We start from the raw sequence: 14,869 nt of genomic DNA, 5'->3' as shown, positions 1-14,869 counted from the left end.
ATCTCCCGGGGTTCGCGCCCCCCGCACCCACGCAACCCCGCAGACTGGTCGCACCGCCAGGGGAACGGAACGTCGCGGGCGCCGGCAGTGTTGGTCAACCCCACGGCTGTCATGGCAAGGCGCCCGTCACCGCACCTCCCCTGGCGGTACTCACATGGGGCTGCCCCTGTCGGCGGGGGCAGCCCTCGGACACCGTCGGTCAGCCGCGGCCGGCCCGCTCGTACATCGTCTTGGCGGTGGCGCCCAGGATCTCGCCGTACATCTTGGTCGGGGTGAAGCCGTCCAGCGCGCTGTTGACCGAGACGAGGGTGCCCTTCCCGGTGGCCTCGTCGAAACCGGCGAGCCAGGGTCCGCCGCTGGAGCCGCCGGTCATGTCGCAGGGGATCACCTGCTGGCCGTTCTCCTTCTTCTCCGTACCCACGCAGCGCAGGAGTTCCTCGCCGAGCTGCGGGTGGGTGGCGGGGTAGCCGAAGGAGGAGATCCTGCCGCCGACCGCGCGGTTGAAGGCGATCGGCGTTCCACCCACGACGTCCGTGAGCCTACGACCGCTCTTGTTCGCGTCGACCACCATCGCGGCCACGTCGTTCGTGCCCTCCTGGGCGAAGGTGCGCGGCGTCAGGACGGTACGGACCGCGAAGGCGCCGTACGGCTGCCTGCCCTTGCTGTAGGCCGGGACGAACACCATCGACATGTTGGTGTTGTCGGGCGAGGCGGCACGGCGGACGCAGTGCCCCGCCGTCATCACGACGGACCGGTTGGCGCTCGTCACGGCGGTGGCCGTGCACCAGGTGTCGGCCCCTGCGGCGTTGACCATGAAGAGCCGCCCCACGGTCTTCAGCTGTGGACCGGTCCATGTCTTGGTCTTGGGCCCGGTCGGCCCGAGGTCCACGGACTTCCCCACGGCCTTGATCCGGGCCGGCGTCCAGTAGGCGAGGGCGTCCTTGCGTTCCTGGGCGGTGAACCCGAAGGAGGACACCGGGTCGGGCGCAGCGGCGGCGGCGCGGCCGGCGCCGGAGACGGCCGTGGCCGAGACGGGGACCGCGAGCGCGAGGGCCGCACCGGCCACGGCGAGCGCCGTGGCACGGCGGATCGGGCGTCGGCTCCCGGCAAGGGGGCTGTCGAACATGGGGGGATGTCTCCTCGACTGGTTCAAGCGGTTCAGGTGATTCAGGTGGTTCAGGTGGTTGAAGTGGTTGATGCGGCCCGGACCGGCCCGGTTACGCGCAATCCAGGAGAGGTAAATCCGGCGGTCCGGGTTGCGTCGCCGGGTCGGCGGCCGTCTCGCGGAGAAAGGCGAGGAACTCCCCCACCGTGCAGCTCCAGAGCCGGCGTTCCACCAACGCCGTGTGCCGGCGGGCGAGTTCGTGATCGTCGCCGTAGGCGAACCTGACGACGAGCGGGCCCCCGAACGCGTGGATCTCGATTCCGCTCGGCTGTACCTCGTCCGCCGAGTGCAGGCCCACCGCGATGCCGATGATCTCCCAGACCAGCACGCCCGCTCTCCTGAACGCGCCGTCGGACGAGGTGTGCCACACCACCTCGAAGTGCTCGTGCGCGGGCACCCCGGGGTCGGGCCGCCGGTCCACGTCGTTCGATGTACGGGACACACCTGCGTCCTTTCTGCTCGGCAGGGAACTTCGCGGCACGGACTGCCTAGTAGAGGGCGTCCGAGATGTCGGTCAGCCAGTAGGTGGTGTTCAGGGAGCTGTCGATCCAGACGCCCTTGGCGGGCAGCGGGACCTTGACGCCGGAGCCCACGAAGTCGAGCGCGCGGTTCTGGAGGATCACCGAGAGCGTCTTCGCGGTGTAGCCGCCCGAGCCGCTGCCGTCGGCGCTGGAGAGGTTCACTCCCGCGTAACCCGACTGTCCGGGGCGGAGCGTGGTGACCGCCTGCGGCTGCGAGTCCTTGTCGACCGGGGGTACGGACTGGGCGTCCTGGAAGTTGAGGGCCGGGTAGCCGTACAGGTAGCAGGTCTTGGAGCCGGTGTTCTTGGCGGTCAGCAGCAGGTGGTCCAGCGGACGTGCCACGGTCTGCGCGGTGATCTTGGTGTTGGCGGCGGTGCAGGTGACTCCGCCCGCGGTCGCCTGGGATCCCTTGGATCCGGTGGCCTTGGAGGTGGTGCTGCCGCGGCCCGACTTCGAGACGGTCTCGGCCGTGTGCGTGCCGGAGGCGCCCGTCTCGGTGCCCCCGGTGTTCCCCTTGGGCGTCGCGGTCGAGGAGACACGGCTGTCGGCGACGGTGGTCGGGGTGTTCTTGGCCCCCGTGTCCTGGCCGGTTCCGCAGGCGGTCAGTGCGAGTGAGGCGGCCGCGGCGAAGCCGGCGGTGAGGAGTGCCGTGCGGCGGCGGAAGACGGTGTTGGACATGATCGGGCTCCCCGTGAGTGCGGTGCTGGAAGGCGAGCCACCCGGTTCGTGGTGGGTCTCGCTGCGAACAACCGCAGCTTGCGCGGCGATCCGTCCCAGCCGCCAGGACAGTCGGGGGAAACGGGAAGCTGGAACGCTCACTCAGGGGCTGACCTGCGGGAACGTACCCTCCCTGGAACGCGTGGACGGGACGGGCACCGGCCGTTGGACCGGTCCCGCCGGTGCCCGTGCCGCATGCTCAGCAGTAGAGGTTGGCCCCCGTACTGGTCCCGAGAACCGACGTGAACCGCTGGTAGGCGTCCACGCGGCTCTGCACCTGGGCGGGGTTCTTGCCGTCGCACTCCACGGAGCCGTTGATGGAGCGGATGGTCTGGCCGAAACCGGCGCCGTTGACCATCGCGTTGTGCGGGGTCATGGAGCCGGGGCCGCTCTGGGTGTTCCAGTACCAGAGCGCGGTCTTCCAGGCCACGGCCGAGTCGTTCTGCACCAGCCAGGGATTGTTGAGCAGATCGATGCCCAACGCGTCGCCCGCGGCCTTGTAGTTGAAGTTCCAGCTGATCTGCAGCGGACCGCGCCCGTAGTAGGCGGACTGACCGGCCGGGCAGCCGTAGGGCTCGTTCCAGTTGCAGTACGTCGGGTAGTTCGCGGTGTTCTGCTCGACTATGTACACCAGCCCGCCCGTCTCGTGGCTGACGTTGGCGAGGAAGGCGGCGGCCTCCTGCTTCTTCGTGGTGTCGCTGCCGGTGTTGGCGAAGCCGGGGTAGGCGCTGAGGGCGGCGGTGAGACCGCTGTACGTGTAGAAGGAGTTCCGGCTCGGGAACATCTGGTTGAACTGCGCCTCGCTGACGACGAAGGTGCCGACGGGCGTGGTCGAACCGCCGTCACAGGCGTACGGCTCCCAGAACCAGGTGCTGATGACCGGGTCGTAGCCCGGGTTGTCGTGCTCGGCGATGTAGGCGTTGCCGTCGGTGTAGCGGACGATCTGGCCGGTGACGTACGACTGCCCGGCCACCCAGTTGGGATAGCTGGAACAGGACGCGGCGGACGCGCCGGCGGCGGGGAGGACCACGGGCGTAAGGCTACCGAGGACAAGTGCGGTCAGTACTGCGGCGATGCGGCGTCTCGACACAGGGTTCAACTCCTCTGTGGAGCACGGCCGTACCCCGCCAAGGGCAGGGCGAAGCGGAGCCTTTGTGCGCACGGGCCGGTCGGACCGGTCACGACGTGGGGGGGCGGCCGTGGTGGGGGATGATGCCACTCACTGAACCGCATTGGTATGTACCAGTCAAGGGTATAGACCAGTCAACCCCTCATCCGGGCAGCCCAGTTGCGACCGGCCCGCGCTACGGAGGCCCCCGTCACCTGCGCAGAGTCGTCACCTCCAGGCCCGGGGCGCCGGCGATCTCCGCCCCGGTGAAGCGTTCGGTGACCCACTGCTTGCGCGAGAAGAGGCGGGTCTGGTCCGAGAAGTGGGGTGACGTCGGGTTGGCCGACTCCCCGTAGGTGAGGAGGGTGTGGGCTCGGGGGCCGTCGGGGGTCAGCTCGACGGTCATCAGGAAGCTGCTGCCGAAGGCGCCGGCGGTCGGGGTGCCGGTGCCCGAGTCGGGACCCGCTTCCACGACGTCGAAACAGCCCGCGTCGCAGCCTGGCAGCGGGATACCGGCCCATTTCTGTACGGCGCCGAGCTCTACGTCGACCGAGAGGTCACGGGCGGCGAGCTCCTGGACGGCGTCGGCCAGGGCGCGTCGGACGCGCGGGTCCTCGCCGTTGAATCCCCTTGGTGTGGTGAGGGGTTGGGCGGGGTCGTAGGGGACACGGCGCCAGGTGTCGGGCGGGCCGCCGTCGAGGAGGCGGTTGTAGAACGTGCTCCAGAGCACGATGCCCCGGCTGGTGGTGTCGGCGCGGGTGTCCCAGCGGGCGAGTGCCGCGCAGGCCCGCGTCACGTCGACCTCCGTGCCGTCGGTGGCCGTCAGGCTCGGGTGGGCGCGGCACATGGCGACGATGTCGGCGCGGCCCGTCTCGGCCGACAGGACACGGTTGCCGAGCATCGAGGCGCGCAGGGTGGCCTCGGTGAAACCGGGGGCGCCCAGCCCGTCGGTGCCGTCCCGGCGTTCGGCGATCATGCGGAGTCCGAGCTGGGCCCGCCCGTCGAGGTGGGGATCGGTGTCGTACACGCCCGGGAGTCCCGTGATCGGCGCCTGCGGATTGGCGTACTGGGGACCGTTGTTGGAGTTGGCGACATAGTCGGTGCGGACCTGCTTCGGCTGGTGGGAGGGCCCGTAGAGGCCGGGCACGAGCGCGTCGGGGTCGCTGCCCCAGGCGCAGGCGGACGTCGAACCGTCCAGGGCGGTGGGCCCTTCGTCGGCCGCGACGGTGCAGCGCTTCACCTGCTCGTCGGTGAGGTGCGGTACGGCCGAGGAGTCGGTGAAGTACGTGGCACCGCCGGTGTCGGCCGCGAGGGTGTAGGTCCAGGGAACTCCCTGGTAGGTGTCCTGGGCGGCGCGGAGTTGGCCGAGGGTGCGCGCCTTCCCCATGGCCAGCCAGGTGTTCATGGAGCGCAGGTTGTCGGCGTTGGCGTCGCGGATCGCGTAGGCGGTGGTCGCGGTCCAGCCGGACGACAGGACGGGGCCGAAGCGCGAGGTGTACAGCGTCCGTTCGACGGTCGACACGCCACCGTCCGCGCCCCGTACGGCGACCGGGACCGTACGGCGCTCCATCGCCACGGCCTTGCCGTCGAGCAGATAGCTGGTCGGGTCGCCGGGCACCAGCTTGAGGGCGTAGAAGGAGCCGTGCTGGGCGTCGCTCGCCGTGTGGGTCCAGGCGAGGGTGCTGTTGTGGCCGATCTCCACCAGCGGGGTGCCGTAGAGGCCGGCGCCGGACACGTCCAGGGTGCCGGGGATCGTCAACTGCACTTGGTAGAAGCGGAAGTTGCCCTCGGCCCAGGGCAGGTGCGGGTTGGCGAGCACCATCGCGTTGCCGGTGCGGGTGGCGTCCCGGCCCAGCGCCCAGCCGTTGCTGCCGACGTCGACGGTGGCGAGGCCGAGACCGACGAGCCTGTCCGGGGAGGGGGTTGTCGCTGCCGTCCGGGCGGGGGTGGCCGTCGGGGGATGTGCGTCGCCGATGTCCGGGGCCAACGGCACTGTTGTGGTCACCCTGTTGACGTCGTAGACGACGTTCCACAGGTCGAGCGCGGTGATCGGCCGCACCCAGGGCCTGCCCTTGCAGCGCGCGTCCGGGAGCCGGTCGACTCCGGTGTCTCGGAGATAGCGGTTGTATCCGGCGGCGTACCCCTCGACCATCCGCCGCAGTTCCGCCGTCGGTCCCAACGGCGCCTTCTTGTCGAGCAGTTGGCGTACGGTCCCGGCGCGCAGCTGTCCGCCGTAGTAGGTGTCGCTCGCGAGGTCGGCGCCCGTGCCGGAGTCCCCGTCGGGTCCGAAGAACCGGGACCGCTCGCCCCGCAACGTCACGACCTGGTCGGCGAGTTCGCACACGTTGTCCTGCGCGAACGCGTATCCGTAGCCGTAGCCGAGCCCGTCGAAGTCCTGGGCCAGGATGTGCGGTACGCCGTACTCGGTCCGGCTGATCCGGACCGTGTGCCCGCCGTCGGCCACCGTCGTGGCGGCGGGCGCGGGGGCGGGCAGCAGGGCCATGGTGGCCGAGGTGAGACAGAGGACGGCCCCGAGGACCGCCGACCTGCCTGATAACAAGCGTCTGTGACGCTTCGTCAGTTCTCCGGTTTCACGCATGCCCGCCACCCTGCTGCGCGAACGGCGGGGCGGCATCCGGCCCTTGGCGGATTTCCGGACGGCCTGTCAGCCTCGGGATGTACTCCTTGAGGCCCGGTACAGCACGGCGCCCCGGTCGGGCTGTTGCCTGACCGGGGCGCCGGGGCCTACCACTTGCGGCGTTCCAGTACTGCCTAGTACTGCTCGGTCTCCACGAACCGCGTGTCCGCGTCGTTGGCGGCGAAGGTGTCGACCGCGGCGGTCGGGTCGAATCCGGGCGGGCTGTCCTTCAGGCCCAGACCCAGACCGGCCAGCTTCGCCTTGACCTCGTCGATGGACTTCGCACCGAAGTTGCGGATGTCCATCAGGTCGGCCTCGGAGCGTGCCAGCAGTTCGCCCACGGAGTGGACGCCCTCGCGCTTGAGGCAGTTGTAGGAGCGGACCGTGAGCTCCAGCTCCTCGATCGGCAGCGCCAGGTCGGCGGCCAGGGCGGCGTCCGTGGGGGACGGGCCCATGTCGATGCCTTCGGCGTCGATGTTCAGCTCGCGCGCGAGACCGAACAGCTCCACCAGGGTCTTGCCGGCCGACGCCATCGCGTCACGGGGACGCATCGCCTGCTTGGTCTCGACGTCGACGATCAGCTTGTCGAAGTCGGTGCGCTGCTCGACACGCGTCGCCTCGACCTTGTACGTGACCTTCAGCACCGGCGAGTAGATCGAGTCGACCGGGATACGGCCGATCTCCTGGCCGACCTGCTTGTTCTGCACGGCGGAGACGTAGCCGCGACCGCGCTCGACGGTCAGCTCCATCTCCAGCTTGCCCTTGCCGTTGAGCGTGGCGAGGACGAGGTCGGGGTTGTGCACCTCGACACCGGCCGGGGGCGCGATGTCGGCGGCGGTGACCAGACCGGGGCCCTGCTTGCGCAGGTACATCACCACGGGCTCGTCCTGCTCGCTGCTGACGACGAGCTGCTTGATGTTGAGGATCAGGTCGGTGACGTCCTCCTTGACGCCCGGCACGGTGGTGAACTCGTGCAGGACACCGTCGATGCGGATGGACGTGACCGCCGCACCCGGGATCGAGGAGAGGAGCGTACGGCGGAGGGAGTTGCCGAGGGTGTAGCCGAAGCCGGGCTCCAGCGGCTCGATCACGAACCGGGAACGGAACTCGTCGACGACCTCTTCGGTCAGGGACGGACGCTGAGCAATGAGCACGGGGTGTTGCCTCCATTTTCGGCGCCCACTATTTGACGCCGTAGACCTCAAGAAGGATACGTCGACATCGCTGCAAACCTCGCCGGGCCCGCCCGGTAGGTGAGATGTCGTCTGCGGGCCAACCGCACGACGGCCCTGGCAAGCAGAAAACCCCACGTGAAGTGGGGTCTCCGCTGGTGTCCGAGGGGGGACTTGAACCCCCACGCCCGATAAAGGGCACTAGCACCTCAAGCTAGCGCGTCTGCCATTCCGCCACCCGGACGAGGTGTCCGCCGCCTGGCCGGGGGTGTTCCCCGCGGCGACATGGACAACAATACCAAGCTTTCGGAGTGCCTTTCACCTGCATATCCGCCTCCGCGAAACCAGTCGCGCGAGGCCTGCCACCTGCGGGTACTCCGCCACGACGGGTGAACGAACCGCTACGGACGCGCACCGGATTCCGGCTCCCGCCCGTCGAGCACCAGGGTCTGCAACGCCCGTACGAGCGCTGCCGCCCCCGCCTCGTCCAGCGGTGCCAGAAATCGCCGTTCCGCCGCTCGTCGGGCCGTCTCCGCCCGACGCAGGCAGTCCTGCCCCTCGGGCGTCAGTTCGACGATGTTCTTGCGGCGGTCCTGCGGGCTGCGCCGCCGCACCACCAGGCCGTGGTCCTCCAGGCCGTCGATCAGCGACACCATCGTGGTGCGGTCGACCCCGAGCCGTCCGGCGGCCTCGACCTGCGACAACGGCTCCCCTGCCGCGAGCACCACCAGTACGGCCAGCTCATGACCGTCGACGCCGTGCGGGGCGAGCGCCTCGGCGGACGCCCTGGCCAACTTCGCCTGGGCGTGCTTGAGGAGGTAGCCGAGCCGGGACTCCAGGGGGCCGGGCGACTGATCGTTGGACATTCCTCGACTGTATCCCGGCATGCATCCCTCATCTGATCGTCAGCCGCGCTGATGATTTAGTAGGCTGACGGTCATGACGGACGAGACCACTGTGCGCTTCGGGATCAAGACCACACCCATGCATGTGTCGTACGAGGACATCCGTCGGGTCTGGTTGGAGGCGGACGCCGTTCCGGAGATCGCGGACGCCTGGCTCTGGGACCACCTGCTGCCGGTCGCCGGACCGGAGGACGGACAGATACACGAGGGGTGGACGCTGCTCAGCGCACTCGCCGCCCAGACGGAGCGGCTGCGGCTCGGCCTCCTCGTCACCAGCAACCGCCTCCGGCCACCGGCCCTGCTCGGCAAGATGGCGTGCACCGTGGACGTGATCTCGGGCGGACGTCTCGTGCTCGGGCTGGGCGTCGGCGGGACGCGGCAGCCGCCCGGCGCCGGGGGAATCCCGGGCGCCAATCCGGCGATCGCGGAGTACGCGGCCTACGGCCTCTCGCTCGTCCCGCCGGGCGAGGGCATCGAGCGGCTCGCGGAGACCGTCGCGATCCTGAAGGGGATGTGGACCCGGGACGTCCTCGACTTCCAGGGCCGCCACTACCGGCTGCGGGGGACGCGCTGCGAACCCAAGCCCGTGCAGCGGCCCGGTCCCCCGCTGCTGATCGGTGGCTGGGGCACCCGGCTGCTGCGGCTGGTGGCCGAGCACGCGGACCTGTGGAACGTTCCAGGGCCGCCGCACAACACCGTCCAGTACGTCGCCGAGCGCGCCCGCGTCCTCGACGCGCACTGCGCCGAGCTGGGCCGCGACCCGGCCGACATCACGCGTTCGGTGCAGGTCCTGGTGTCGTACGACGAGCCGACCACGACCCGGGAGACGGTCGGCCGGCTCGTCGACGCCGGGATGAACCACATCGTGCTGAACCTGCCGCGCCCGTATCCGCGGGGTGTGGCCCGCTGGCTGGCCGCCGAGATCATCGCCGGGCGGCACTCGACGGACGCGAGTGCCGCCCGGCCGCGGATCACCGCGTGAACCGGCGGGGGCCGGTCACGGCATGAGCTGGTACTCCGGGAAGTTGCCGGGCAGCCGCTCCCCCACCGGTCCGTGTGTCACCGCGCGGACGAGGAGTTCGCCGCCGACGAAGGCACCGCGCCAGGAGGCGCCGAACCCGCCGAACAACTCGTCGCGGTCACCCCGGGAACGCGGTGTGCCGTGCCCGACCTTGAATGCCCTTATCTGCGGGGCCAGTCGGTCGTAGGTAGCCCGGTCGTCGGTGGAGAGGGTGGCGACCAGCGCGCCGTTGGACGCGTTCATCGCGGCCAGCAGCTCCGCCTCCGTGTCGACCAGGACGATGGTGTCGACCGGGCCGAACGGCTCCGCGTGGTGCAGCGGGGACGACGGTGGCGGGTTGAGCAGCGTGACGGGGCGGACGTACGCCGAAGTGTCCTGCCCGGGAAGGAAGTCGGCCTCGGAGAGCCTGCCGCGGTGCAGCGGTACGGCACCGCGGTCGATCGCCTCGGCCACCTGGTCGTGGAGTTCCTTGGCCTTGGCCGCGTTGATCACCGGGCCGAAGTCCAGCTCGGGGTAAGGGTCTTCGGCGCGCTGGACGGCAAGGGGGTGACCGACGCGCAGAGTTCGGACCGCGGGGAGGTAGGCGGCGAGGAACTCGTCGAACAGCTCGCGCTGGACGACGAAGCGGGGATACGCGGTGCAGCGCTGCTTGCCGTAGTCGAAGAGCTTGGGGATGACGGCGGTGAGGGTGTCCCAGTCCGTGTGGTTCCAGATGCCCCAGGTGTTGAGTCCTTCCTGCTCCAGTACGTGCCGTTTGCCGAGGTCGGCGACTGCCGTGGCCACCGCCGCCCCGGTGTCGCGCCCGCCGACGAAGGAGACGCAGCCGATCTCGGGCGCCCGGACCAGCGCCTCGGACAGTTCGCCGCCGCTGCCGCTGACGAGGGTGACGGGGATGCCCTCGCGTGCGGCGAGCGCGCAGGCCAGGGTGAGGCAGGCGACGCCGCCGTCGGTCGGGGTCTTGGCGATGACCGCGTTGCCCGCCAGCGCCTGGACCAGCATGGCGTGGACGAGCACGCTCATCGGATAGTTCCAGCTCGCGATGTTCGACACCGGGCCGTCCAGCGGGGTGCGGCCGACGAGCATCGGTTCGATTCCGTCGACGTACCAGCGCACACCGTCGATGGACCGGTCCACGTCGGCCTGCGCGAGCCGCCAGGGCTTGCCGATCTCCCACACCAGCAGCAGCGCGAGGAGTTCGCGGTGCTCGGTGAGGGCGTCCAGCGTGGCGGCGACGCGGGCCCGCCGCTCGTCGAGCGGGACGTGCCGCCAGGCCCGGTGCTGGTCGAGGGAGGCCCGAACGGCCTGATGGGCGGTGGACCGGTCCAGTCGGGGCGGTCCGGCGATGGGGCTGCCGTCGACGGGGGTGGTGGCGGGCAGGGCCCGGCCGTCCCGCTGCCAGGCGGCGTTCCAGAGGTTGAGGACACGGTCGTCCTGGAACGCCTCGGGCGCGACGGCGAGACAACGCCGCCAGGCGTCGCTCCAGGACGTGCCCGCCTTGAGGGTCGGGGGGCGATGAGTGGGGGCGGGGGTGGAAGTGGGAGTGGAACCGGACGTGAGGGTTGATGCCATGCTTCTGCTCCGCTCTCGGTGCACAGTCGGGGCGGGGTGAGGCAGGAACGGTCCAACGCGCGAACCGTCGTACAGATGAAGCTAGTTGCGCTCCGAGGAGCCCGACAGTGACGTCACATCAACTATGAGTGACATCACTCGCCGGCTCCCGCACCCCCTCCAGGCGGTCCAGCACCAGCCGCGCGGTCTCCGTCGGCGTACGACCGACACTGACTCCTACGGCCTCCAGCGCCTCCTTCTTCGCCGCCGCCGTACCGGAGGAGCCGGACACGATGGCGCCGGCGTGGCCCATCGTCCTGCCCTCGGGCGCGGTGAAGCCGGCGATGTAGCCGACGACGGGTTTGGTGACGTGGTCGCGGATGTACGCGGCGGCCCGCTCCTCCGCGTCGCCGCCGATCTCCCCGATGAGCACGACGAGTTCGGTTTCGGGGTCGTCCTGGAACGCGGCGAGGCAGTCGATGTGGCTCGTGCCGACGACGGGGTCGCCGCCGATGCCGACGCAGGTCGAGAAGCCGATGTCCCGCAGCTCGTACATGAGTTGGTAGGTGAGCGTGCCGGACTTGGACACCAGGCCGATGCGGCCCGGCTTGGTGATGTCGGCGGGGACGATGCCCGCGTTCGCCTGGCCCGGGGTGATGAGGCCGGGGCAGTTGGGGCCGATGATCCGGGTGCCCTTCGACCTGGCGTAGGCCGTGAAGGCGACCGAGTCGTGGACGGGGATGCCCTCGGTGATGACGACGGCGAGGCCGATGCCCGCGTCGACGGCCTCGGTCACGGCGGCCCTGGCGAAGGCGGGCGGTACGAACACGACGGTGACATCGGCTTCCGTCGACCGCATACCGTCGGCGACCGACCCGAAGACGGGGACGGCCGTGGGGGCTCCTCCCGGGCCGTTCAGGCACTGGGGGACATCGAAGTCGACGGTGCGGCCGGCCTTGCGCGGGTTGACTCCGCCGACGATGTTCGTGCCGGCGGCGAGCATCCGGCGGGTGTGCTTCATGCCCTCGCCGCCGGTCATGCCCTGGACGAGGACCTTGCTCTCCTTGGTGAGGTAGATCGCCATGTCCCGGCTCCTCAGCGTGCGTCGGCGAGGTCGGCGGCGCGGCGGGCGGCGCCGTCCATGGTGGTGGACTGCTGGACCAGTGGATGCGCGTGTCCGTCGAGGATCGCCCGGCCGCGGGCCGCGTTGTTGCCGTCGAGCCGGACGACCAGCGGCTTGGTCAACCGGACAGTGTCCAGGGCCCGCACGATGCCGTCGGCCACCGCGTCGCATGCGGTGATCCCGCCGAAGACGTTCACGAAGACCGACTTCACGGCCGGGTCGGAGAGGATGACGGAGAGTCCGTCGGCCATGGTCTGGGCCGATGCCCCGCCCCCGATGTCCAGGAAGTTTGCGGGGCGGGCACCGCACCCGGCCACCACGTCGAGCGTCGACATGACCAGGCCGGCGCCGTTGCCGATGACACCGACCTCGCCGTCGAGCTTGACGTAGTTGAGTCCCTTCCTGGCTGCCGCGGCCTCCAGCGGATCGTCGTGCGCCGGGCCCTCGGCTCCCCAACGGGCCTGCCGGAAGCGGGCGTTGCCGTCGAGGGTGACCTTGCCGTCGAGGGCGAGGATCTGCCCCTGCCGGGTGCGCACGAGCGGGTTGACCTCGACGAGGACAGCGTCCTCGCGGACCAGCACCTCCCAGAGCCGCACGAGGACGTCGACGGTCTGCGGCGGGAGTCCGGCCGCCTCGGCGATCTCGTCCGCCTTCGCCGAGGTGACGCCCTCGGCCGGATCGATGTGGATACGGGCGACCGCATCCGGTCGACGGGCGGCGATCTCCTCGATCTCCGTGCCGCCCTCCGCGGACGCGATCGCGAGGAAACGGCCCGCCGCGCGGTCGAGGACGTAGGAGACGTAGAACTCGCTCTCGATGTCGACGGGTTGGGCCAGCATCACCGTGCCGACCGTGTGCCCCTTGATGTCCATGCCGAGGATCTGCCGTGCGGTCAGCTCGGCGGCGGCCGGGTCCGCGGCGAACCTCACCCCGCCCGCTTTACCTCGTCCACCGGTCTTCACCTGGGCTTTCACCACCACTCGGCCGCCCAGCCGGCGGGCGATCGCGCGTGCCTCCTTGGACGAGGAGGTGACCTCGGCCCGGGGCACCAGGATGCCGTGTTCCTCGAAGAGTTCCCTTGCCTGGTGTTCGTACAGGTCCATCTCGGCTCCCTCTCGGCTCCCACTTAAAAGTGCCGCACGCCCCCTGGACACCACCCACCGGATGCGGGATAACAAGCTTCATACAGTATTCGTCGACTGTATGCAATGTACCGCGAGAGCCTTCCAACCCCCTACGAAGGGACAGGACTTCGCCATGCCCGACGACACCCAGGACGTGATTTCCGGTGGTCATCTCGTCGCCAAAGCCCTGAAGGCCGAGGGGGTCGACCGCATCTACACCCTCTGCGGCGGCCACATCATCGACATCTACGACGGCTGCGTCGACGAGGGCATAGAAGTCGTCGACGTACGCCACGAGCAGGTGGCGGCCCACGCGGCGGACGGCTACGCACGCATCACCGGCAGGCCCGGGTGCGCGGTCGTCACCGCGGGTCCCGGTACGACCGACGCCGTGACCGGTGTCGCCAACGCCTTCCGCGCCGAGTCCCCGATGCTGCTGATCGGCGGTCAAGGAGCCCTCACCCAGCACAAGATGGGGTCTTTGCAGGACCTGCCGCACGTCGACATGATGACGCCGATCACCAAGTTCGCGGCGACCGTGCCGGACACGGCGCGGGCCGCCGACATGGTGTCGATGGCGTTCCGAGAGTGCTACCACGGCGCGCCCGGACCCTCCTTCCTGGAGATCCCGCGCGACGTCCTCGACGCCAAGGTGCCGGTGAGCAGGGCACGGGTGCCCAGGACCGGCGCCTACCGTGCCTCGACCCGCTCGGCCGGCGACCCCGCCGCGATCGAGAGGCTCGCCGACCTGCTGGTGCACGCCGAGAAGCCGGCGATCCTGTTGGGCAGCCAGGTGTGGACAACTCGCGGCACGGAGGCGGCCGTTGATCTCGTCCGCACGCTCAACATCCCCGCGTACATGAACGGCGCGGGCCGCGGCACCCTCCCGCCCGGCGACCCGCACCACTTCCAGCTCTCGCGCCGGTACGCGTTCTCCCACGCCGACGTCGTCGTCATCGTCGGCACGCCCTTCGACTTCCGCATGGGCTACGGCAAGCGCCTCTCCCCCGACGCGACCGTCGTGCAGATCGACCTCGACTACCGCACCGTCGGCAAGAACCGCGACATCGACCTCGGCATCGTCGGCGACGCGGGGCTCGTCCTGAAGTCGGTCGGCGAGGCCGCCTCGGGACGTCTCGACGGCGGTGCGTCGCGGCGCAAGGAGTGGCTCGACGAGCTGCGGGCCGTCGAGCAGGCCGCGATCGAGAAGCGGTTGCCGAGTCTGAAGTCGGACGCCTCACCGATCCACCCGTACCGTCTGGTCGGCGAGATCAACGACTTCCTCACCGAGGACTCCATCTACATCGGCGACGGCGGCGACATCGTCACCTTCTCCGGGCAGGTCGTGCAGCCCAAGTCGCCCGGCCACTGGATGGATCCGGGCCCGCTGGGGACTCTCGGCGTCGGCATCCCCTTCGTCCTCGCGGCAAAGCAGGCGCGGCCGGACAAGGAGGTCGTCGCGCTCTTCGGCGACGGCGCGTTCTCCCTCACCGGCTGGGACTTCGAGACGCTCGTCCGCTACGACCTCCCCTTCGTCGGCATCGTCGGCAACAACTCTTCGATGAACCAGATCCGTTACGGCCAGGCCGCCAAGTACGGCCTTGAACGCGAGCGGGTCGGCAACACCCTCGGTGACGTCCACTACGACAAGTTCGCCCAGATGCTGGGCGGTTACGGCGAGGAGGTGCGCGACCCCGCCGACATCGCACCCGCACTGCGGCGCGCCCGGGAGTCGGGCAAGCCGTCGCTGATCAACGTCTGGGTCGACCCGGACGCGTACGCCCCCGGAACCATGAACCAGACGATGTACAAGTGAGGTGAACGGCC

At 70.0% G+C, this 14,869-nt stretch carries 12 protein-coding genes and 1 tRNA gene; 2 read left to right on the top strand and 11 right to left on the bottom strand.

Annotation, left to right across the window (positions count from 1 at the left end):
- Positions 1 to 199 precede the first annotated feature (199 nt).
- The 8 genes from ACWDEW_RS01925 to ACWDEW_RS01890 all read right to left on the bottom strand — a co-directional run bounded on the left by ACWDEW_RS01925 (position 200) and on the right by ACWDEW_RS01890 (position 8,187).
- Complete coding sequence (locus ACWDEW_RS01925; protein WP_450508622.1) at positions 200 to 1,126, bottom strand: trypsin-like serine peptidase; 927 nt, start codon at positions 1,124 to 1,126, stop codon at positions 200 to 202.
- A gap of 91 nt (positions 1,127 to 1,217) precedes the next feature.
- On the bottom strand, positions 1,218 to 1,607 hold the full coding sequence (locus ACWDEW_RS01920) for a hypothetical protein (RefSeq protein WP_450508620.1): 390 nt from the start codon (positions 1,605 to 1,607) through the stop codon (positions 1,218 to 1,220).
- 46 nt (positions 1,608 to 1,653) lie between these two features.
- Positions 1,654 to 2,364, bottom strand: coding sequence for a DUF4232 domain-containing protein (locus tag ACWDEW_RS01915; RefSeq protein ID WP_450508618.1), 711 nt, complete (start codon positions 2,362 to 2,364; stop codon positions 1,654 to 1,656).
- Positions 2,365 to 2,602: 238 nt separating this feature from the next.
- The gene (locus tag ACWDEW_RS01910; RefSeq protein WP_450508616.1) at positions 2,603 to 3,493 is read right to left on the bottom strand and encodes a glycoside hydrolase family 19 protein; all 891 of its coding nucleotides are present in this window, start codon (positions 3,491 to 3,493) and stop codon (positions 2,603 to 2,605) included.
- Between the two features lie 229 nt (positions 3,494 to 3,722).
- Positions 3,723 to 6,014 carry a penicillin acylase family protein gene (locus ACWDEW_RS01905; RefSeq protein WP_450508614.1) on the bottom strand — a complete coding sequence of 764 codons (2,292 nt, stop codon included), beginning with the start codon at positions 6,012 to 6,014 and terminating at the stop codon, positions 3,723 to 3,725.
- 269 nt (positions 6,015 to 6,283) lie between these two features.
- The gene (locus ACWDEW_RS01900) at positions 6,284 to 7,303 is read right to left on the bottom strand and encodes a DNA-directed RNA polymerase subunit alpha (RefSeq protein WP_403643108.1); all 1,020 of its coding nucleotides are present in this window, start codon (positions 7,301 to 7,303) and stop codon (positions 6,284 to 6,286) included.
- 174 nt (positions 7,304 to 7,477) lie between these two features.
- A tRNA-Leu gene (locus ACWDEW_RS01895) sits at positions 7,478 to 7,565 on the bottom strand.
- A 157-nt stretch (positions 7,566 to 7,722) separates the two neighbouring features.
- Positions 7,723 to 8,187 carry a MarR family winged helix-turn-helix transcriptional regulator gene (locus ACWDEW_RS01890; protein WP_450508612.1) on the bottom strand — a complete coding sequence of 155 codons (465 nt, stop codon included), beginning with the start codon at positions 8,185 to 8,187 and terminating at the stop codon, positions 7,723 to 7,725.
- A 73-nt stretch (positions 8,188 to 8,260) separates the two neighbouring features.
- Between ACWDEW_RS01890 and ACWDEW_RS01885 the strand changes: the two genes are divergently transcribed.
- Positions 8,261 to 9,208 carry an LLM class flavin-dependent oxidoreductase gene (locus ACWDEW_RS01885; RefSeq protein WP_450508610.1) on the top strand — a complete coding sequence of 316 codons (948 nt, stop codon included), beginning with the start codon at positions 8,261 to 8,263 and terminating at the stop codon, positions 9,206 to 9,208.
- 15 nt (positions 9,209 to 9,223) lie between these two features.
- Here ACWDEW_RS01885 and ACWDEW_RS01880 read toward each other — a convergent pair whose 3' ends face one another.
- From ACWDEW_RS01880 to sucC, 3 genes are all read right to left on the bottom strand, one after another.
- Entirely contained in the window at positions 9,224 to 10,816 is a 1,593-nt protein-coding gene (locus tag ACWDEW_RS01880; RefSeq protein ID WP_450508608.1) for an aldehyde dehydrogenase family protein, read from the bottom strand.
- Between the two features lie 118 nt (positions 10,817 to 10,934).
- The gene (sucD, locus tag ACWDEW_RS01875) at positions 10,935 to 11,879 is read right to left on the bottom strand and encodes a succinate--CoA ligase subunit alpha (protein ID WP_450508607.1); all 945 of its coding nucleotides are present in this window, start codon (positions 11,877 to 11,879) and stop codon (positions 10,935 to 10,937) included.
- 11 nt (positions 11,880 to 11,890) lie between these two features.
- Positions 11,891 to 13,021 carry an ADP-forming succinate--CoA ligase subunit beta gene (gene sucC / locus ACWDEW_RS01870; protein WP_450508605.1) on the bottom strand — a complete coding sequence of 377 codons (1,131 nt, stop codon included), beginning with the start codon at positions 13,019 to 13,021 and terminating at the stop codon, positions 11,891 to 11,893.
- A 154-nt stretch (positions 13,022 to 13,175) separates the two neighbouring features.
- Between sucC and ACWDEW_RS01865 the strand changes: the two genes are divergently transcribed.
- A complete protein-coding gene (locus ACWDEW_RS01865; protein WP_450508604.1) occupies positions 13,176 to 14,858 on the top strand; it encodes a thiamine pyrophosphate-binding protein in 1,683 nt (560 codons plus the stop codon).
- Positions 14,859 to 14,869: the final 11 nt, after the last annotated feature.

This window comes from Streptomyces sp. NPDC001100 (assembly GCF_053598575.1).
Note: the sequence above shows the minus strand (reverse complement) of the source record. Positions and strands in the feature narration are given on the sequence as shown.